The sequence below is a fragment of the Pseudomonas sp. Irchel s3h9 genome, from assembly GCF_900187475.1.
Classification (GTDB): domain Bacteria; phylum Pseudomonadota; class Gammaproteobacteria; order Pseudomonadales; family Pseudomonadaceae; genus Aquipseudomonas; species Aquipseudomonas neuropathica.
Genome location: NZ_FYDH01000029.1, coordinates 1 through 20,746, shown reverse-complemented (window position 1 = coordinate 20,746; position 20,746 = coordinate 1). Strand labels below are relative to the sequence as shown.

Sequence of the window (20,746 nt, the reverse complement as noted above, 5' to 3'; positions counted from 1 at the left end):
CGATCACCAATGCGATCGCTGAGGTCAGCGGTGGCAATTACGAGAATCTGGTGGCCGACAAGACCCCGGTTTCGACCACGGTCACTGACACCGTCGACACCACCAACCTGTCGCTCAGCGCGACCGGTTCCGTCACCGAGGGCGGCTCGATCATCTACACCGCGACATTGACCAACGCTGCCGGCTCGCCAGTCACCGTGACCCTGTCGAACGGCGCGGTGATTACCATCGACGCCGGCAAAACCACTGGCACCGTGTCCGTTCCAGCACCAGCCGATGATGTCTACAAAGACGCCGGCAAGGTTGAAGCGACGATCTCGACTGCCACCGGTGGCAACTTCGAGAACCTGGTGCCTAGCACCGTACCGGCAGTGACCAACGTCACCGACACCATCGACACCACCACTGTGAAACTGACGGCGACAGAGTCGGCAGCTGAAGGTGGCAACGTCACCTACACCGCGACTGTCGGCGCACCAGTCACCGGCTCGCCGGTTGTCGTTACCCTGGCCAACGGTCAGACGATCACCATCGGCGTAGGCCAGACCACCGGTACCGCGACCACCACGGCGCCAAACGACGCATTGACTGGCCACGCACCGCTGGCCAACTCGATCACTGAAGTAACAGGTGGCAACTTCGAGAACCTGGTGGCCGACAAGACCCTGGTTTCGACCAATGTCACCGACACTGTCGACACCACCAACCTGTCGCTGAGCGCGACCGGTAGCGTGGCCGAGGGCGGTTCGATTGTTTACACCGCAACGCTGACCAACGCTGCCGGCTCGCCAGTGACCGTGACGCTGAGCAACGGCGCCGTGATCACAATCGACGCTGGCAAAACCACCGGCACCGTGACCGTTCCAGCTCCTGCTGACGACGTCTACAAAGACGCCGGCAAGGTTGAGGCGACAATCTCCACCGCTACCGGTGGCAACTTCGAAAACCTGGTGCCAAGCACGACTCCGGCTATCACCAGCGTTACCGATACCATCGACACCACCACTGTGAAACTGACGGCAACGGCTACTGCGGCAGAGGGCGGCAATGTCGTCTACACCGCAACCGTCGGTGCACCAGTCACCGGCTCGCCGGTGGTCGTTACCCTGTCGAACGGTCAGACCATCACCATCGGCGTAGGCCAGACCACTGGCACCGCAACCACTACCGCACCAAACGACGTATTGACCGGTCACGCACCGCTAACCAACGCGATCACCGACGTCAGCGGCGGTAACTACGAAAACCTCGTGGCGGATAAGACGCCGGTCAGCACTACGGTGACCGACACTGTCGACACGACCAATCTGTCGCTCAGCGCTACCAATTCGGTCGCTGAAGGCGGTTCGATTGTTTACACCGCGACCCTGACCAATGCGGCTGGTTCGCCAGTGACCGTGACGCTGAGCAACGGCGCCGTGATCACCATCGACGCCGGCAAAACCACCGGCACCGTGACCGTTCCAGCTCCTGCTGACGACGTCTACAAAGATGCCGGCACCGTACAAGCAACCATCAGCACCGCCACCGGTGGCAACTTCGAAAACCTGGTGCCGAGTACCACGCCGGCCGTGACGAGCGTTACCGACACGATCGACACCACCACTGTCAAACTGACAGCAACAGAGTCGACATCTGAGGGTGGCAACGTCACGTACACCGCTACTGTTGGTGCTCCGGTCACTGGTTCACCAGTTGTGGTGACCCTGGCCAACGGTCAGACCATCACCATCGGCGTAGGACAGACCATCGGCACCGCGACCACCACGGCGCCAAACGACGCACTGACTGGTCATGCGCCGCTGACCAACTCGATTACCAATGTGACTGGCGGCAACTACGAAAACCTCGTGGCCGACAAAACCCCGGTATCGACCAACGTGACCGACACTGTCGACACGACCAATCTGTCGCTCAGCGCTACCAATTCGGTCGCTGAAGGTGGTTCGATTGTTTACACCGCGACCCTGACCAATGCGGCTGGTTCGCCAGTGACCGTGACGCTGTCGAACGGCGCCGTGATCACCATCGACGCCGGCAAAACCACCGGCACCGTGACCGTTCCAGCCCCGGCCGACGACGTCTACAAAGATGCCGGCACCGTACAGGCGACGATCAGCAACGCCACTGGTGGCAGCTTCGAAAACCTGGTGCCGAGCACAACACCGGCCATCACTAGCGTTACCGATACCATCGACACCACCACTGTGAAACTGACAGCTACCGGCACAGCGACGGAAGGCGGCAACGTCGTCTACACCGCGACCGTCGGTGCTCCTGTGACCGGTTCGCCTGTGGTTGTAACGCTGGCCAACGGTCAGACCATTACCATCGGCGTCGGCCAGACCACTGGCACCGCGACCACTACCGCGCCAAACGACGCACTGACTGGCCACGCACCACTGACCAACTCGATCACCAACGTGACCGGCGGCAACTACGAGAATCTGGTGGCCGACAAGACCCCGGTATCGACCACCGTCACGGATACCGTCGACACCACCAACCTGTCGCTCAGTGCGACCGGCTCTGTGGCTGAGGGCGGTTCGATTGTTTACACCGCCACGCTGACCAACGCCGCAGGTTCGCCTGTGACCGTGACCCTGTCGAACGGCGCCGTGATCACTATCGAAGCCGGCAAAACCACCGGCACCGTGACTGTTCCGGCACCGGCTGACGACGTCTATAAAGACGCCGGCACCGTCCAGGCAACGATCAGCACCGCCACCGGTGGCAACTTCGAAAACCTCGTGCCAAGCACCACGCCGGCAATCACCAGCGTTACCGATACCATCGACACCACCACGGTGAAACTGACCGCGACCGCCACTGCCGCTGAAGGCGGTAACGTCGTCTACACCGCAACTGTCGGCGCGCCAGTGACGGGCTCGCCAGTCGTGGTAAGCCTGTCGAACGGTCAGACCATCACCATCGGCGTCGGCCAGACCACGGGCACCGCGACCACCACTGCGCCTAACGACGCATTGACCGGCCATGCACCGCTGACCAACTCGATCACCAATGTGACTGGCGGCAACTACGAGAACCTCGTGGCCGACAAAACGCCGGTTTCGACCACCGTCACCGATACCGTCGACACCACCAACCTATCGCTGTCCGCGACCGGCACCGTGGCCGAAGGTGGTCAGATCACTTACACCGCTACGCTGACCAACGCCGCTGGCTCGCCAGTCACCGTGACCCTGAGCAACGGCTCGGTGATCACCATCGACGCGGGTAAAACCAGCGGCACCGTGACCGTTCCAGCACCAACTGACGACGTCTACAAAGACGCCGGCACCTTGCAGGCGACCATCACCGGTACCAGCGGCGGCAGCTTCGAAAACCTGGTCACCAGCACAGCTCCGGCCGTGACCAGCGTCACCGACACTATCGACACCACAACCGTCAGCATCACTGGCAGCAGCTCGGTGACTGAAGGCCAGACCGCCAGCTACACGGTCAACCTGAACCACCCGGCGCAAACCGAAGTAACTCTGAAAATCGTCTACAGCGGCACCGCCGCCGACGGTTCGGACTTCACCGGCGTGTACACCGTGAAGATCCCGGCCGGTGCGAGCAGCGCGCAGTTCAATGTCGCGACCATCGATGACAAGATCACCGAAGGCACCGAAAACTTCGTGGTCAAGATCGATTCCGCCACCGGCGGCAACTTCGAAAACCTCGCGGTCAGCAGCACCAACGGCAGCGTCAGTACCTCAATCATCGACAACGATGCGCCGCCGGTGCTCGACCTGGATGCCAACAACTCCAGCGGCGCCACCGGTGCCGACTACAAGGTGACCTTCACCGAAAACACCCCGGGCGCGGGTGTGTCGATTGCCGACACTGACATCAGCATCACTGACCCGGACAGCACCATGCTCACCGGTGCCACTGTGGTCCTGACCAACCGTCAGGACGGCGATGCGCTGAACCTGGGCAACAGCGTCAACGGCATCACCATCAATGCCAACAGCACCAACGGCACCGTCACGCTGACGCTGTCCGGTAACGCGACGCTGGCCGACTACATGCAGGCCATCAAGAACATCAGCTTCACCAACGGCAGCGAAAACCCGAGCACCGTGCCGCGCATCATCACGGTGACCGTGACCGACGGCGGCAATTACTCCAACACCGCGACCACCACGGTCAACGTGGTGGCGGTCAACGACGCTCCGGTGGCAGCGCCAAGCAACGTCACTGGCACCGAAGACACTCCGCTGGTGCTCGGCTGGTCGACCTTCGGCGTGACCGACGTCGACAGCCCGGCCAGCAGCCTCGGCATCAAAATCACTCAGCTGCCGGGCGAAGGCAAACTGCAGTATCTGGACGGTTCGACCTGGAAAGACGTCGCCAACAACCAGACCTTCAGCAAGGCTGACATCGACGCGGGCAAGCTGCGCTTCCTGCCGGATGCCAACGAGTCGGGGGTCAACGGTTACGGCGGCAGCGGTCTGGGCAACAACCAGGCGGACTACGCACAGATCAAATTCCAGCCAACCGACGGCCAACTGCTGGGCAACACCGGCACCGTGAAGATCGACATCACGCCAGTGGCGGACGCGCCGACCGTGAGCGTGGCCGACAACAGCGTGAAGTCCACCGGGCTGATCAAGGAAGTCTGGACCGGCCTGGCGGGTCTGGGCACCAACGGCAATGGCGCGGATTCGACCACGTTGAAAAACGTCATCGACGGCGCCGGCAAACCGAACTCCAGCGGCTCGGTGACCAATGTGCAGTCCGACGGTAGCGTTGCGGCGGGCACGGCATCGAAGACGTCAGGCCTGATTTATCTGGAAGCCGGCAAAACCTACACCTTCAGCGGTATTGCCGATGACAGTTTGTTGATCACGATCGGCGGCAAGAGTGTGGCTTCGGGTACCTGGGGCGCGGGCGGCGCCATCAATGGCTCGTTCACCCCTACCACCAGCGGCTACTACACCCTGGACATCTACCACCACAACCAGAGCGGCCCGGGCAGCTACGACGTCAACCTGTCGGTCAATGGCAGCACGCCGATCGACCTGAGCAGCGCCGGCGTGCCGATCTACACCGGCGTGCAGGATCTGATCAATTCGGGCGTGACCGTCTCCGATCTGCACGGCAGCAACGGCGAAGGCTATTACGACGGCTACAAACTCAACACCGGCGCCGAAGGCACCACGGTGAAACTCTCGGCGATCACCACCGCCCTGACCGACACCGACGGCTCGGAAACCCTGAGCGTGAAGATCAGCGGCGCACCGGTCGGCTCGGTGCTCAGCGATGGCGCGGGTCACACCTTCACCGTCACTGCCAGCAGCGGCGACGCCAACGTCACTGGCTGGAACCTCGGCAGCCTGACCGTAACGCCACCGCCGTACTACAACGGCCAATTCAACCTGACCGTGACCTCGACCTCCACCGAGATGGTCGGCGGTTCTGCCAGCAGCACCGCGACCATTCCGGTCAGCGTGGTGCCGGCGGTCTACAACGCCGTGGTTGCGACGTCGGGCGACGACACCGTCACCGGCACCGATGGCAACGACATAATCGTCGCCGACATCGGCGGCCTGACCGTGGTCCCGGGCACCAACTACAACATCGCGTTCATGGTCGACAGCTCCGGCAGCATGAGCAGTTCGTCGCTCAACGCCGCCAAAGACTCGCTGACCTCGGTGTTCAACAGCCTCAAGCAGAGCCTGGGCGGCAGCAATTCGGGTACGGTGAACATTTTCCTCGTCGACTTCGATACCCAGGTCAACAAGTCGGTGTCGGTGAACCTCAACGACCCGAACGCGCTGACCCAGCTCAAAGCGGTACTGGACTCGATGGCCTCCGGTGGCGGTACCAACTATGAGGACGTGTTCAAAACCACGGCCAACTGGTTCCAGAGCGCTGACGCGGTGGCCAACAGCGGGGCGAAGAACCTCACGTACTTCATCACCGACGGCCAGCCGACCTACTACCAGAGCGGCGAGCAGACCAACCCGACGCTGTACGGCAACGTGAAGCTCGACGATGTGGTGAAAACCAGCAACTACAAGCCGGGCGACACCTTCAGCACTTACATCGACAATACCCACGCGTTGACGATCAACAGCGCCGGCACCGTGACCCTGCAAACCTACACTTCGTGGTGGGGCTGGAGCAGCTCTAATCTGGGCACCATCCACGCGCAGGGCGACGGCACTTATGAGTTGTCGAGTCTGGCGGGTACCGGTAACAGCACCAACTCGTCAACGACCAGCAACTCGACCAGTGGTTTTGCCTTGCTCAACGGTCTGTCGAACGTCGAGGCTATCGGACTGAACAACGATGTCAGCCTCAACGATCTGAAGCCGTACGATACGGATAAAACGCCGCAGACCAACATTGATCCGAAGGATCTGGCCAACTCGATCATCGGCCACACCGAAGCGACGCTGCCAGGCAACGACACCGTCAGCGGTGGCGACGGCAATGACATCCTGTTCGGCGATCTGGTCAGCTTCAACGGCATTGCCGGCGAGGGTTATCAGGCGATGCAGGCGTTCGTTGCCAAAGAAACCGGGGTCGATGTCAGCAAAGTCACCACCAGCAACGTGCACCAGTACATCACCGAGCACTATCAGGCGTTCGATGTCTCCGGCGCGCACGATGGTAACGACACCCTGCTGGGCGGCGCGGGCAATGACATCCTGTTCGGCTCGGGCGGCAACGATTTGCTCGATGGCGGCAAAGGTAATGACATCCTGCTCGGCGGCACCGGCAACGACACGCTGATCGGCGGTCAGGGTAATGACATCCTCATCGGTGGTTCGGGTGCCGACACCTTCGTCTGGAAGGCGGGCGACACCGGCAACGACGTGATCAAGGACTTCAAGGCCAGCGAAGGTGACCGCATCGATCTGCGTGATCTGCTGCAGGGCGAGACCGGCAGCACCATCGACAACTTCCTGAAGATCACCACGGTCGACGGCACGTCGTCGCTGCAAGTCAGCTCGGCGGGCAAGTTCAACTCCGGCGACGCTGCGGCGGCAACCCCGGACGTGACGATCAAACTGGAAGGCAACAACTGGTCGAGCGCCAACATTCACAACCTGATTGCCGGCAGCGACCCGACCATCAAGGTCGACCACAACAACAGCTGATAGTGAACAAAACGGCCGCCCCGATGGGGCGGCCGTCACGTTTGTGCTGACCGGACCGGTGACGATCGCGTCGCCGCACCGCATACTCGCGCACAGTTGGCTATGCTGCTGACAGCATGACGCTGGTTCATTTCTGAGGGATGCTCAATGTTTTACGTGCAACGCGATGCGCAAGGTCTGTTGATTCGCGTGGAAGCCGCGGCCTACGCCGAGGCCACGGAAACGCTGCCGGCCGACAGCCATGAAATCCAGGCCTGGTTCGCCAATGAAGTGGTGGAAACCAGCCTGAAACAGCTCAAGCAGAGCGACTTCGAAATGATTCGGGTACTCGACGACCTGATTCAGGTGCTGACCCAGAAGGGCGTGATCCGCGTCACCGACCTGCCGCCGGCGGCTCAGGCCAAGTTGATGGACCGGACCCAGGCGCGTGAGGCGTTGGGCGGGTTGAGCCAGTTGATCGATGAGGATGAGGGCGGGTTGATCTGATCCACCCGGTATCAAAAGCCTACCCTCACCCCAGCCCTCTCCCCGAGGGAGAGGGGGCCGACCGAGGTGTCTGGCGTCATACATCGACCTGAAAAACCGGGTCGATTATGGATTCAGCGCAAATCGCTCACGTCGGCGTATTTCCCGAATATCCCCCAATCAGTCCCCTCTCCCTGACCGAGAGGGGTCGACCGAGGAGTCTGGCGCTATACATCGACCTGAGAAATCGAGTCGATTATGGATTCAGCGCAAATCGTTCACGTCGGCGTATTACATCAATATCCCACGATCAGTCCCCTCTCCCTCTGGGAGAGGGCTAGGGTGAGGATGGCTTTTGCAATCTCACCGCCAAGGCCGAGGCTCACCAAACAACTGCCCCTGAACCCCATACAAGCCCATCTCGCGAATCACCGACAACTCCCCTTCCGTCTCGACCCGCTCGGCAATCAGCGGCAGATCAATGCTGTGCGCCGCACGCTGGATCGCCTCGATAAACAGACGCTTGTCACTCTCCTGATCAATCGCACGAATGTAACTGCCATCGATCTTCAAGTACGCCAGCCCCAGCCGCGCCAGGTTGCCGATCATGCTGAAGCGACCACCAAAGCGTTGCAGGCTCAGAGAGAAACCGAGTTCGCGCAGGCGCCGGGTCAACTGCTCCAGCACCGCTTGTTCGGGCAATTGCTCCTCGCCGATTTCCAGGGTCAAGCGCTCGCCCAGGTTGGAATGCGCGCGCAGAATCTCGAAGACTTTGTTCAGTGCCTGCGGATCAGCCAGGGTCGCCGAGGACAAGTTCAGCGCCAGCGAATCTTCGTGCCCTTTCATCTGCTCCAGCACGCGTTCGAGCATCAAGCGGTCAAGCCGTGCAGTCCAGCCGAAGCGTTCCAGCCACGGCAGGAAGCGCCCGGCCGGGATGGTCTTGCCCTGATCATCGAGCAGGCGCGAGAGCACTTTGTAATGCAGCACCAGCTGCGTGTCTGCAGCGGCAACCACTGGCTGGAAATACAGCTCGAAACGCTGCTGACTCAAGGCCTGATCGAGCAAGCGATGCCAGGCATGGTGATCGTCGCCGACATCCGCCGTCAGGCTCTGATCGATGCACGCCCAATTCTGCTCGCCCTGACCTTCAGCTTGCGCCAGCGCCTGATCGCCGAGCGTCAGTACTTGTTGCGGTGAATCACCGTGGGTGAACGGCGCCAGGCCGATCGACGCCACGGCAGCCACGTCGGTCGCCCCGGTGGCGTGCAGACTGCTCAAAGCGCTGTCGAGGTTCTGCGCCAGTTGCAGCGCTTCCTCACGAACCAGCCCCGGCGCCAGCACGGCAAACTCACCGCCACGAATACGGGTGACGAGGTTCTGGGTTTCCGGGTATTTGGCGCATTCGCGGGACAGTTGTTCGCCAACAGCCTTCAACAATTCATCGGTGCGCTGACCGCCCAAGCGCTGGTTGAGCCCGGCCAGATCCTTGACCCGCAACAGCAGCAGATAACCGGAACTGGCCTGCTCCGGGTTGCTCACCCGGTTGTGCAGCTGCATCTCGAAATAACGTCGGTTGGCCAGCCCGGTGAGATTGTCCTGATAGGACTCGGCGCGCAGTTTTTCGCTACGTTCGGCCTGCTCCTGGAACAGCGCCTTGAGCTTCTCGACCATCTGGTTCATCGCCTGCACCACGCGGCGCAATTCAGGTGTGCGCGGCAATTCCGGCAGGCTGAGGAATTCGCGACGGGCGATGGCGTGGGACTGCTTGACCATGTAATCCAGTGGCTTCAATTGCCGACGCAGTAGCAGCGCGCCAAGCACGGCACTGATCGCCCCGCAGATCAGCAGCCAGCCAAGGCTACCCAATGCGCTCTGCCACAATTTGGCCACAGCAAACATCGGATGGCTGACTACCTCGACCCGCGCCGCCTGCTCCCAGCCACGGCTGACCAGCGCGTCGCCACCGGCCGGCTCCAGCCCGATCAGCTTGACGAACCAGTCCGGCACATTGGTGACGGCCGGAATGCCGTTGCGCTCAACAATCGTCTGGTCAGTCTTCAGATCGACCACGCGGATGCTCGCGTAATAACCGCTGTCGAAAATCGAGCTGACCAGCAACTCGACCATGGCGGGGTCGTCGATATTCGGCGTCAGCGACAACGCCAGCGCCGTCGCGGCGTCCTGGGCGTGGGAACGCAACTGGTTGACGTACTGGGTGCGCGAGCTCTCCAGACTGACCATGAAGCTGCCGGTGAAGGCGACCACCAGGAACAGACAGATAGCGATCAACAGCTGTTTGAACAAAGACATCTGAGCGCATGCTCCTAGTTAGTCGTTTCGACCGGGAAACCTTCGGCCTGCATTTTCTTCAACACATCCTGCCAGCGTGACAGGCGTTTGGTATCTCCGACCTTCTTGTTGCCCTTGGCGCCTGGCAGGTACAACCCTTCAGCATTAAAAGAGTAGACCGGCAGCAAATCGGTTCGCTGCGACGCCGGCTGGATCGGGTCGATCAGGCTGTCGAGCACCAGCGGCATGGCATCGGGGGTGGCATAGTAAGTCAGGACCATATGCGCGCGGTTCTGGCGCAACGCTTTGACATAGGTGATGCGCAGCTTGTCACTGGAAACCCCGAGGTGGCGCAGGCTGAAATACTTGGCGATCGCATAGTCTTCGCAGTCGCCAGCGCCCTTCCACAGCGCCTCGATCGGCGTTTCCCAGTAATCGACCTCGTGCCACAGGTCGATGTCCTCGACGTAGCGCACCTGTTTGTTGAAAAACAGGTTCACCACTTTGAGCTTTTCCATCTCGCTGACCTGTTTCTGCGTAGCCAACAGATTCTGCCAGGCATCGATACGCTGTTGCCCGGCACCCAGCGGCCCGTAAAGTGCCGTGGCTTTGCGGCTGATCGTGGAAAAATCCCAATCGGCATGCAGACCGCCCAGCATGACGCCGGCCAGCAGCAGTGCGCAGCCTAGCCAGCGCAGTGTCCGGGGGATCGCGAAACATACCGCCACAGCAGGATTCCGGGGGGCAGGAAGGAAAGCGTTTGATGGTGAAGCTTAGCCGGCGAAAAAACAATGGCACCATGAGATCATCGCCGGCGCGCTAAACTTCAGTTGCCAGCGCATTGTTTTACAAGGTTTGACAACCTGTAGAGCAATCACTAGTGTCATTTGGATCCAAATCAGGCCGACATACAGGGTGCGTAGTCGTGACACAGAAGCCCAAACCGCTGCATAGCATTAAAGTCGATGGACCGATTCCTGCGCATCTGGCCCGTTCGGTGATCGAAGAAACCCTGCGCTCAGCAATCCTCGACGGTCGTCTGCCCTGTGGCACGGCGCTGCGCCAGCAGGATCTGGCCGACCTTTTCGGTGTCAGCCGCATGCCGGTGCGCGAAGCGTTGCGCCAGCTCGAAGCCCAAGAACTGCTGAGCGTTACTACGCATAAAGGTGCAGTGGTTGCGCCATTGATTCAGGGTGATGCTACCGAAACCTACGAGCTGCGCATCCTGCTCGAATCCGAAGCCATGCGGCAATCGATTCCGCTGCTGACCGCTGCCGACCACGCACGCGCAGCCGGGTACATCGAAGAGCTCGAGGCGCAACGCGACTACACGGAAATCGGCCGACTCAACCGTTTGTTCCACATGGCCCTGTACAGCAAGGCGCCCAACCAACGCTTACTGCGACTGGTTGAAGACGGGCTAAACGAAGAGGAGCGTTTTCTGCGCTTCAACCTTGAGGCCATGGGCCTGGGCAAATTGTCCCAGGACGATCATCGGGCGATGTTGCAAGCCGTGCTGGATCGCGACACTGAACTGTCGATCAAACTCCTCGAGCAGCACCTCAATCGCGGTGTCGAAGTGATTACTCGTTATCTCGCTACCCCTGCCGCGCAAAACCGCCAAGCTGCGCGCTGAGCGCGCACCGCCCCGCGAATCACCCGCTTACAAATCCCCAAGCGATCCGCCAGCCCTCTGCTGGGCGGATCCACATGTCCGCTCTAACATCCCTGCGCCGTTCAGTCCGATATTTGCAAGTTACCGCTGATGAATCGGTCATAGCCGTGGCGCAAATTTACCCGCACTCTTGAGCCGCCACCCCATAAAGAACGGGCGACGCGCCGCCCTGCCGGCGCAGTCCCCGCACCAGGAACCTACGGAAGGAGCCTTGCCACGGGAAAAAGGAAGTCATGGCGCGGGGTCACGGCCAACTTCCGCCCCTTTTAAATCATTCAACTCTTATTACTGGAAAGTTGCTTCGAGTGAGGCATTCACTCTTCTTGAGCAATTTTGGCCGTTATTCGCCGAAAGGAGCAACTACGCCCAAATAAAACTTTATTTGAAAGTTTTATTGGAACAACTCAACTTCAAAAAACAGCTAACTTAAAATAATTAAAAATATACTTGTTAAACACTTTGTCGGTGTATTAGCTTTTCTTCGCCAAGTTTGAACTTCACCCTTCACCTCGGCAGCAGCCCAATGCCTGCGGAGCAGCAGCAGCGCTTTATGGGCAGACATGAAGTCATGTCAAAGGTATATCGATCCGCACTTACCTATCAGGAAGGAAGGCTGTCGTCCGTCGACAGAAAACAAGTAAGTCGTAATTCCATTGATTGCGCAGTTGCAGAGCAGTTCCATTTAATATCAACGATAAAGGACATCATGATGCCCACTAAGCACCAACTCACCCTGAAGAAAGCCGAACTTAGCATTCACCCGATCTTTTCCGAGATCACGTCGTTATCAGTATTGCGTCGTTTCATGGAAACCCATGTATTTGCCGTGTGGGATTTCATGTCGCTGACCAAACGCCTGCAGCAGGAACTGACCTGCACGCGTTTGCCCTGGCTACCGCCGCGTGACCCTCACGCCGCGCGGTTGATCAACGAGATCGTTCTCGGTGAAGAATCGGATGATCGCCTGACCGAGGGGCATTACAGCCATTTCGAGTTGTACTTGGATGCGATGCGCGAAATCGGCGCGAGTACCACCGCCGTAGAGCGCTTTGTCGCCCTGCAACAGGAAGGCGTGAGCTATGACGTCGCGCTGCAAAGCGTCGAGGTTGATCCGGCTGCCGCGCAGTTTGTCCGCGATACTTTGCGTACCGCCCTGCATGCTCCGGGACACAGCGTGGCGGCGGCGTTTCTGCATGGTCGCGAGAGCGTGATCCCGACCATGTTCCAGCGCATTCTTGACGACTGGGGCATCGGTATCGAACAGGCGCCGACCTTTCGCTATTACCTGGAACGGCACATCGAGGTCGACTCCGAAGACCACGGCCCGGCGGCCGAACACCTGCTCGAGCGCCTGGTCGACGGCGACCCGCAACGTGAAGCCGAGGTCTACGCCAGCGCCATTGCCGCCGTGGAAAGCCGTATCGCCTTGTGGGACGGCCTGCGCGTAAGCATGCGCGAGCCGTTGGCAGAGGTGACCCAATGAACGCTGCTGACTATCAATCCTTTGCCGACGCCTGGGAGAATCGCGCGACCATCCGCACCCGCCCGCGACGCGTACTCGAAGACGACGAACGGCTGATCTATCCGCTCAGTCGTCAGCCGCTGGTACTCAGCGAAACCTTCCTGCGCGAGTGCCCGCAACAGCGTGATTTCGCCTTGGTACAGACGCTGTACAAATTCATCAACGACGTGGTGATTTTCGAGACCGAGATCGTCGACAAGACCGCGCGCAGCATCGCCAAGAATCGCTTCGCCGTGGCCTTCCCGTTTGCCTGTCGTTACGACGCGATGACCGTGGTGGTCGACGAGGATTACCACGCCCTCGTGGCGATGGATTTCATGCAGCAAACAGTGGCGATGACCGGCATCGAACCGATTCAGCTCCCCGATGAAATCGAACTGAGCCGGGCGATTCCTGCGGCAGTAGCGCTGGCGCCAGAGCACCTGCGCAGCGCGGTCGAATTGATCTGCGTGGCCATCGCCGAAAACACCGTGACCGGTGATGTCGCGGCGTTCGCACGCGACGACACGGTCAAGCCGTCGATCAAAGGCCTGATGGCCGATCACTTGCTCGATGAAGGTCGCCATTCGAGTTTCTGGGCGCGGATGGTGCGCATCTATTGGCACACCGCCAACGCGGCGGATCGCGAAACCATCGCGCAGATTCTGCCCGTGTTCATCGGCCATTACCTGACCAACGACATCCAGAAAGCCTTCGACCTGCGCCTGATCGACGCACTGCCGGTCAGCGAGGCCACCCGCCGCTCGCTCAGGGACGAGATGGCCGGGCTGGCATTCCCGATCAATCGCCACCATCCGCTGGTGGGCAACATCGTCAAGTTCTTCCACAACAGCTCGCTGCTCGATGCGCCCTGCGTGCAGCACGCGCTGCGCGACTATCTGGTTTGATGAGGAGGCCGACATGAAACGTCTCGACATTTTGCTGATTGGCACCAGCCAGGCGATGACCGACCTGGCGCAGGAACTGGAACAACACGGTCACTCATTGCAGCGCAGCGCTGCCGGTGCAGCGACGGTGGATCTGATCATCGACGATGGTTTTATCGGCGCAGGCGATTTCTGCTCGATCCCGCACCTGCATCTGCGTTTGGGTGTCGGCGTGCAGAGCCATGCCGGTTTGCCGACACTCGATTTGCTGTGTTTCCTTGGCTCGTCACTGATCAGCCGCGTGCCGATTGGCGATGAGCCGTCCGGCAATGGGCAGGCGCTGCGGCAACGGGTGCTGACGCAGGTGGTCGATGAAGTGGCGTTGCTGGTCAGCCGCTTCTCCCGTGATGCTGACTATCTGCAGCAGGCCGCGTCAGTGACTGCGCCGGATTTCGAGAGAATGGAAAACCTGCTGTTCCTCGACAGCCTGGCTTACGTCCATCGCCGCAACGACACGACCAATCTCACACTGCTGGAAGAGGCGCAGATCCCGGTGATCGAGCGCCTGCAACGAAGCTTGATCCACCACGCTGAACGCCCGGCGCTACACATCGCCGAACAGTCGATCAGCTATCGCCAACTGCACGCTCACAGTCGTGCGCTTCAGCAGCGGTTGCTGCCCTTGCTCGAGCAACAGCCAAAACCGTGGGTGGTCGGCATTTGCCTGCCAAAAAGCCCGGCGTTGTTTGCCTCGATTCTGGCGATCCTCGGCAGCGGCGCGGTGTATCTTCCGCTGGAGCCGAGTCATCCGTTACAGCGTCAGCAATACATTCTGCAAAATGCTGGCGCGCTGCTGTTGCTGCATGATGGCGAGCATCCGCTCAGCGCATCCATGGCGGGGCTGGACGTCAGCCGCATCGACAGCTCAGAGGCAGATCTCAGCCAACCGCTAATGCGCCGCCGTCCCGACCTTGATGCACCGTGCATGGCGCTCTATACCTCGGGCACCACCGGACATCCGAAAGGCGTGTTGCTCAGTCAGGCCAACCTCGCGCACTTCACCGCGTGGTACGCCGATTACGTGCAATTGCAGGCCGAGAGTCGGGTCTTGCAGTTCTCGTCGCTGAGCTTCGATTCGTCACTGATCGACATCTTCCCGACCCTGCTGGAAGGTGCCGAACTGGTGGTGCCGGACGAAACGCAACGGCGCGATCCATTGCAACTGGTCGCGTTGATCCGCCGCCGACACCTGACCCACGCATTCCTGCCACCGGCGCTGTTGAGCATCCTGCCGCTGGAGCAACTGGAAGGCGTGCAAGTGATGACCGGCGGCGATGTCTGCGAGCCGTTTGTCATTGAGCAACTGACCCGTCAAGGCACACTGCACAACCTTTACGGCCCGACCGAAGCCACCGTACTGATCACCGCGCGCCAGCTCAAACCGGGCGACAGTAACCGCACCCTCGGGGCACCAATCGCCAACAGCCAAGTGCTGATTCTCGATGACGATTTGCAACCGGTGGCGGAGCACACCGTCGGCGAATTGTTCATCATCGGCCCCGGTGTTTGCCTCGGTTATCTGAACAATCCGCAGCAGACCGCCGAGCGTTATCTGACCCTGCAATTGCCAGACGGCCAAACGCTGCGCGCCTACCGTAGCGGCGACATGGCCAGGTGGGGCGAGCACGGTATCGAACTGTGCGGGCGGCGCGACAATCAGGTAAAAATCCGTGGCTTCCGGGTCGAGCCGGAAGAGATCGAGCGCTGCCTGCGCGAGAGCCAGTTGTACCGGCAAATGGCGGTGGTGATCGACAGTCAGCGGCGCATTCTCGCGTTCCTCGCACAAGCGCAATCGGACACCGCACGCGACGCGCTGAAAGCCCACGCCAGACAGTTTTTGCCGGACTACATGCAACCGGTGGCGTGGACCGAGCTGGCGAGCATGCCGTTCGCCAGCAACGGCAAAGTCGATCGCAAAGCACTGCTGGAACTGCCAGTGAGCGTGCAGGACAACGGGCCGAAATGCCTGCCGGTGAATGCCGATGAAGCGCTGTTGCTGGAGATCTGGGCGGAGTTGCTGGAGCTGCCGAGCAGCGACATTTCCACTGACGAAAGCTTCTTCAATCTTGGTGGCCACTCGATTCTGCTCTCGCGCATGTTGCTGCGTTTGCGTGAGGAGTTCGGGCGTAGCATTTCGATCAACCGCTTCATCGAACTGCCGACCATCATCAAACTGGCAACGCTGGTACGCGGCACCGATGACAGCGCCGTACTCAGCGCCCAGGCCATGGCCGACGCCGAGCGTGCACTGGAAATCGAGCCACTGCCGATCAGCCACATGGGCGATGTGCATAAAGTCATCGTAACCGGCGCCAATAGTTTTGTCGGCGTGCACATCGTTGAGGCGCTGCTCGGTTGGGGCGCCAGCGAAGTGGCGTGTCTGGTGCGCGACGGCGGCGGTAAAACTGCGGTGCAACGCTTTGCCGAGTCACTGCGTGAAAACCGCCTGGAGCATCTGGATCTGAGTCGCGTGCGGGTTTACGCGGCGGATATTACGCGCCCGCAGTTGGGCCTGAATGACGACGACTATCAGCGCCTGGATTGCGAGTTCGGCGCACTGGTGCACAACGCCGCTAACGTCAATCACGTACTCGATTACGAGTCGCTGGCGGCGGACAACGTCGAACCGATTTTCGCCCTGCTGCGCTTGTGCGAAGGGCAGAGCAAAAAGGTTTTCAACTTCGTCTCGACGCTGTCGGCTTCCAGCACGGTGGACGATGCTGGACGGGTGCTGGAACTGCCAGCCGCCACGACCCCACCGATCTATATTCGCAACGGCTACAACCTGTCGAAATGGGTCGGCGAACGCATCCTCGAACGGGCGCGGGAACGCGGTGTACGGGTCAATCTGTATCGCCCTGGCAACATTAGTTTCAACAGCCTCAGCGGTGTTTGTCAGCCGCACAAAAACCGTTTGATGTTGATGCTCAAAGGCTCGATCCAGCTCGGCCAGGTGCCGGCCTTCGCGCTGAATTTCGACCTGATGCCAGTGGACTTTCTTGCCCGCTTCATTGCCTTCCACGCCAGCCGTTATTCACCCGAACGTGCGGTGTTCAACCTGCATAACCCCGAGCCATTGAGCTGGGATGCCTACGTCGCTTCGTTCCGCGAAACCGGCAGCAAGTTCGCACTGGTCAGCGTCGCCGACTGGCAGCAGCAGCTCGGGCGTGTCGATGCCGACAACGCGCTGTTCGGCGTGCTCGGTTTCTACCTCAACGGCTTCGAAGAAGACATCGGCGACATCTCCCTGATTGGCCATGCCAACGCTGAGGCCGGCGTGCAGTTGATGGGCGCGCACTACCCACAGAAATCCCCGGCGCTGCTGCGTCGTGGCTGCGATTACCTGAAAGAAATCAACTTCATCTGATCCAACAAAAGGAGCAACACCATGAGCACTCTGCAACCCGATACCCTGATCAAAAACCCGCATGGCTGCCACGTAGTGTCTTCGGTAGAAGTGCCAGCAGACGCGGCGCAGGTCTGGGCGGTGGTCGGCGATTTCGGCGGATTCGACCGTTTCATTCCGGCGCTGTCGCACATCGAAACAATCGGCGAGGGCGTGTCCTCGCTGCGCAAGAAATGCTTTAAGGATGGCAACGTGGTGGTCGAGCAACTCAACTCCCGCGATGAGCAGGCCCGAAGCATGACCTGGACGACGATTTACAACACGTTGGGGGTGGCGAATCTGTGGGCGGCGATGAATGTCGAATCGCTGGGCGCGGGTAAGTCTCGGGCGACGTGGACGATCATTGCCGAGCCGGCTTCGGGCGGTGAAGAGGCACTGCCAGGGTTCAAGGATTTTGTGCAGGGGTTTGCGGATGATGCGATGGGGAATGTGCTGAAGCTGTTTGTTTAAGGCTTGAGCTTGGCGGGGAGTTCTAGACCGCTATCGCGAGCAGGCTCACTCCTACAGTTGATCGGGTTCCTTCAGATGGAGCCCGGTTAATTTGTAGGAGTGAGCCTGCTCGCGATGAACGATAACGCGGTCTGACTTCAGGTCAGATCTTGAAGCTGTCGACCAACTGCTTCAGACGATTGGCCTGCTGCGACAACGCATCACAATCCTTCAACGTTTCATTGAGGTTGGCGACGCTCTGCTGGTTCAGCAGGTTGATCTGGTTAACGTCGACGTTGAGGGTTTCCACAACCGCGGTCTGCTCTTCAGTGGCCGCTGCCACCGATTGGTTCATGCCGTCGATTTCACCGATACGTTGAGTCACGCTGACCAGACGCAAACCGGCCTGATTGGCCACTTCCACGCTCTGCTCGCTGGACACCTGACTGGCGTTCATCGTGGTCACCGCTTCCCGCGAACCAATCTGCAACGACGTGATCATTTTGTGGATCTCTTCCGCCGACTCCTGGGTGCGATGGGCAAGGTTTCGCACCTCGTCCGCCACCACGGCAAAACCACGTCCGGCTTCACCGGCACGCGCCGCTTCGATTGCGGCGTTAAGTGCCAGCAGGTTGGTCTGCTGCGAAATCCCTTTGATCACATCGAGGATGTGGCCGATGTTGTCGGTGCTGGCGTTCAGGGTTTCGATCTGCGTGCACGACAGGCTGATCTTCTGCGACAACTCTGTCATCGCTTGAATCGTCTGCTCGACCACCTGACGACCGTCATCAGCCTGCTCGCTGGCGCCGCTGGCGTGTTGCGAAGCATCGGCGGCGTTGCGCGCAATTTCCTGAGTGGCGGCGCCCAGCTCGTTAATAGCGGCAGCCACGCTGTTGGTGCGCGCGCTTTGTTCGTCAGAACCGACGATCGAAGCGTTGGACGACGCCATCACGCGCTGCGACAAGTCATGCACGTGGCGGGTTGCCGAGGACACTTCGGAAATCGACGCGTGAATCCGTTCAACGAACTGGTTGAATGCGCTGCCCAATTCACCGAATTCGTCTTTGCTCTCAACCACCAGACGACGGGTCAGATCGCCTTCACCCTGAGCGATGTCCTGCATCGCACGACCCATGGTGGTCAGCGGACGCATCAACACATTGATCAACAGGCTCAGCAGCAGCGCAATCGCAGCCACAGCAACAAACATCGCGATCAGCGCCGAGGTGCGGAATTGGCTGAGTGCGGCGTAGGCTTTATCGCGATCGATCGACAGACCGATGTACCACTGCGCATTCGGCAGATCGCTGACCGGGGTAAACGACAGAATACGTTCCTGACCGTTGAGCACGACGTTCTGGTTGCCCTTCTCGATGCGCACGCTGGTGTTCGGGTAGATGTCTTTCAGGTTTTTCATGACCTGATCTTTGTCCGGGCTGACGATCACCTGACCGTCGGCGCTGACCAGAAACGCATGGCCAAGGCCACCGAAGTCCACCGAGTTGATGATCTTCACCAGGGTTTCCAGGCTCAGGTCACCACCGACGACGCCGAGCAGTTCGCCGTTCTTTTTCACCGGCATGGCGATGGTTACCACCAAGCCACCGACGGCCGCCATGTACGGCGGCGTCAGCATGGTTTTGTCGGCAGCGACTGCTTGCTTGTACCAAGGGCGCTGACGCGGGTCATAGCCGTCCGGCATCTTCGCGTCAGGGCGCTGGGTGAACACACCGTTGGCCTGACCGACATAGGTGAACTGGAAGTTCGAGGTGAACGCTGGTTGATCGACCAGGCCCGGGAAATCCGCGTCCTTGCCCTGATGGGCAACGTTCTGCGCGAGGTTTTCCAGCACCAGAATCCGCCCGCTCATCCAGTTCTGCACGCTGCTGGCGGTCAGATCACCGGCCTGCTGCACGGAAGACTGGAGGTTCTGGCGAATGGTGTTTCGCTGCAGATAGTCGTTGTAGAGGGTGAACAGCGCGAACGCCAGGACCACGACGCCCGAGGCGGCCAACAGGATTTTATGGCTGAACTTGAGATTCATTTCATGGGACTTCTTATGCCAAAAGTGGGGATGCGTTCCGGATGCAACATTCCATGTACAGTGCAGGCAGCGTTCTACTAGCCGCTCTACTTTGGTGCACGCATGTCTCACCAGTCTGTCGGCACGTGTCGGAGAAATCTTAGGGCCACACAGGAAATGGATGGTATTTCTGCCAGATTCCCGCCCAACGGCGTGCCAGAGCGTTCGTCACGGTGTTTTTCAGGAGCAATGTTGGAGCGGCAATTGCAAATTCTGGTTGTGATTTCATGGTACGGACGGGCGCTTGTCAGGGCAGGAGATTGCTGGGCAGGGGACGTTGGGAGAGCAGTTTTACCGGTTGCAGGTGCCGTTACATGGAGGTCGAATCATTGGTGTTAAGGGGTAAGTGATGATCACGGTGCTAGCCGCTTTGATTGCAGACTTGTCGGGGACTGGCGTCTACATCTGGTGGCGCAAATGGCAGGCCCGACGTATCAGCAAGACACGTAAAGCTTTCTGATCATCGGTTTTGCAGGCCCTGAAATGACAAAACCCCTGTCTGCGTTAGCAGAAAGGGGTTTCGGAATTTAATCTTGACGATGACCTACTCTCACATGGGGAAACCCCACACTACCATCGGCGATGCATCGTTTCACTGCTGAGTTCGGGATGGGATCAGGTGGTTCCAACGCTCTATGGTCGTCAAGAAATTCTTTATCTGGCCCGTCAACACGGTAACGAGCCAGCAAAAACAGTTACTTCTACTAAAACAAAACCCCAACTGCTTTCGCAATTGGGGTTTCGGAATTTAATCTTGACGATGACCTACTCTCACATGGGGAAACCCCACACTACCATCGGCGATGCATCGTTTCACTGCTGAGTTCGGGATG

9 protein-coding genes, 1 rRNA gene and 2 pseudogenes are annotated in these 20,746 nt (G+C 59.7%); 8 read left to right on the top strand and 4 right to left on the bottom strand.

Annotation, left to right across the window (positions count from 1 at the left end; all coding sequences use genetic code 11):
* Both CKW26_RS29205 and CKW26_RS29200 read left to right on the top strand, forming a co-directional pair.
* Positions 1–7,118 (top strand): annotated as a pseudogene (locus tag CKW26_RS29205) (LapA family giant adhesin); the annotation flags it as partial.
* A gap of 147 nt (positions 7,119–7,265) precedes the next feature.
* Entirely contained in the window at positions 7,266–7,604 is a 339-nt protein-coding gene (locus CKW26_RS29200) for a hypothetical protein (RefSeq protein WP_007918987.1), read from the top strand.
* Between the two features lie 342 nt (positions 7,605–7,946).
* Here the strand turns inward: CKW26_RS29200 and lapD are convergent, their stop codons facing one another.
* Both lapD and lapG read right to left on the bottom strand, forming a co-directional pair.
* Positions 7,947–9,893, bottom strand: a complete 1,947-nt coding sequence (lapD, locus tag CKW26_RS29195) for a cyclic di-GMP receptor LapD (RefSeq protein ID WP_095051123.1) — start codon at positions 9,891–9,893, stop codon at positions 7,947–7,949.
* Positions 9,894–9,907: 14 nt separating this feature from the next.
* Positions 9,908–10,600 (bottom strand): cysteine protease LapG, encoded by a 693-nt coding sequence (gene lapG / locus CKW26_RS29190; RefSeq protein ID WP_038369141.1) that lies wholly within the window; start codon positions 10,598–10,600, stop codon positions 9,908–9,910.
* Between the two features lie 197 nt (positions 10,601–10,797).
* On the opposite strand from lapG, the gene CKW26_RS29185 reads away from it, so the two are divergent.
* From CKW26_RS29185 to CKW26_RS29165, 5 genes are all read left to right on the top strand, one after another.
* Positions 10,798–11,508 carry a GntR family transcriptional regulator gene (locus CKW26_RS29185; RefSeq protein WP_095051122.1) on the top strand — a complete coding sequence of 237 codons (711 nt, stop codon included), beginning with the start codon at positions 10,798–10,800 and terminating at the stop codon, positions 11,506–11,508.
* Between the two features lie 745 nt (positions 11,509–12,253).
* Entirely contained in the window at positions 12,254–13,030 is a 777-nt protein-coding gene (locus tag CKW26_RS29180) for a DUF3050 domain-containing protein (protein WP_095051121.1), read from the top strand.
* The gene (locus CKW26_RS29175; RefSeq protein WP_095051120.1) at positions 13,027–13,956 is read left to right on the top strand and encodes a diiron oxygenase; all 930 of its coding nucleotides are present in this window, start codon (positions 13,027–13,029) and stop codon (positions 13,954–13,956) included. Before CKW26_RS29180 ends, CKW26_RS29175 begins: the two co-directional genes overlap by 4 nt.
* A gap of 13 nt (positions 13,957–13,969) precedes the next feature.
* Positions 13,970–17,362: an amino acid adenylation domain-containing protein gene (locus tag CKW26_RS29170; RefSeq protein WP_095051119.1), complete on the top strand. Its 3,393-nt coding sequence runs from the start codon at positions 13,970–13,972 to the stop codon at positions 17,360–17,362.
* Positions 17,363–17,383: 21 nt separating this feature from the next.
* A complete protein-coding gene (locus CKW26_RS29165) occupies positions 17,384–17,851 on the top strand; it encodes an SRPBCC family protein (protein ID WP_095051118.1) in 468 nt (155 codons plus the stop codon).
* A gap of 142 nt (positions 17,852–17,993) precedes the next feature.
* Here CKW26_RS29165 and CKW26_RS29160 read toward each other — a convergent pair whose 3' ends face one another.
* Positions 17,994–19,874 (bottom strand): methyl-accepting chemotaxis protein, encoded by a 1,881-nt coding sequence (locus tag CKW26_RS29160; RefSeq protein ID WP_095051117.1) that lies wholly within the window; start codon positions 19,872–19,874, stop codon positions 17,994–17,996.
* Positions 19,875–20,136: 262 nt separating this feature from the next.
* On the opposite strand from CKW26_RS29160, the pseudogene CKW26_RS30360 reads away from it, so the two are divergent.
* A pseudogene (locus tag CKW26_RS30360) lies at positions 20,137–20,373 on the top strand (PepSY domain-containing protein); the annotation flags it as partial.
* A gap of 71 nt (positions 20,374–20,444) precedes the next feature.
* Here CKW26_RS30360 and rrf read toward each other — a convergent pair.
* Positions 20,445–20,560 (bottom strand): 5S ribosomal RNA (gene rrf, locus CKW26_RS29150).
* Between the last annotated feature and the right edge of the window lie 186 nt (positions 20,561–20,746).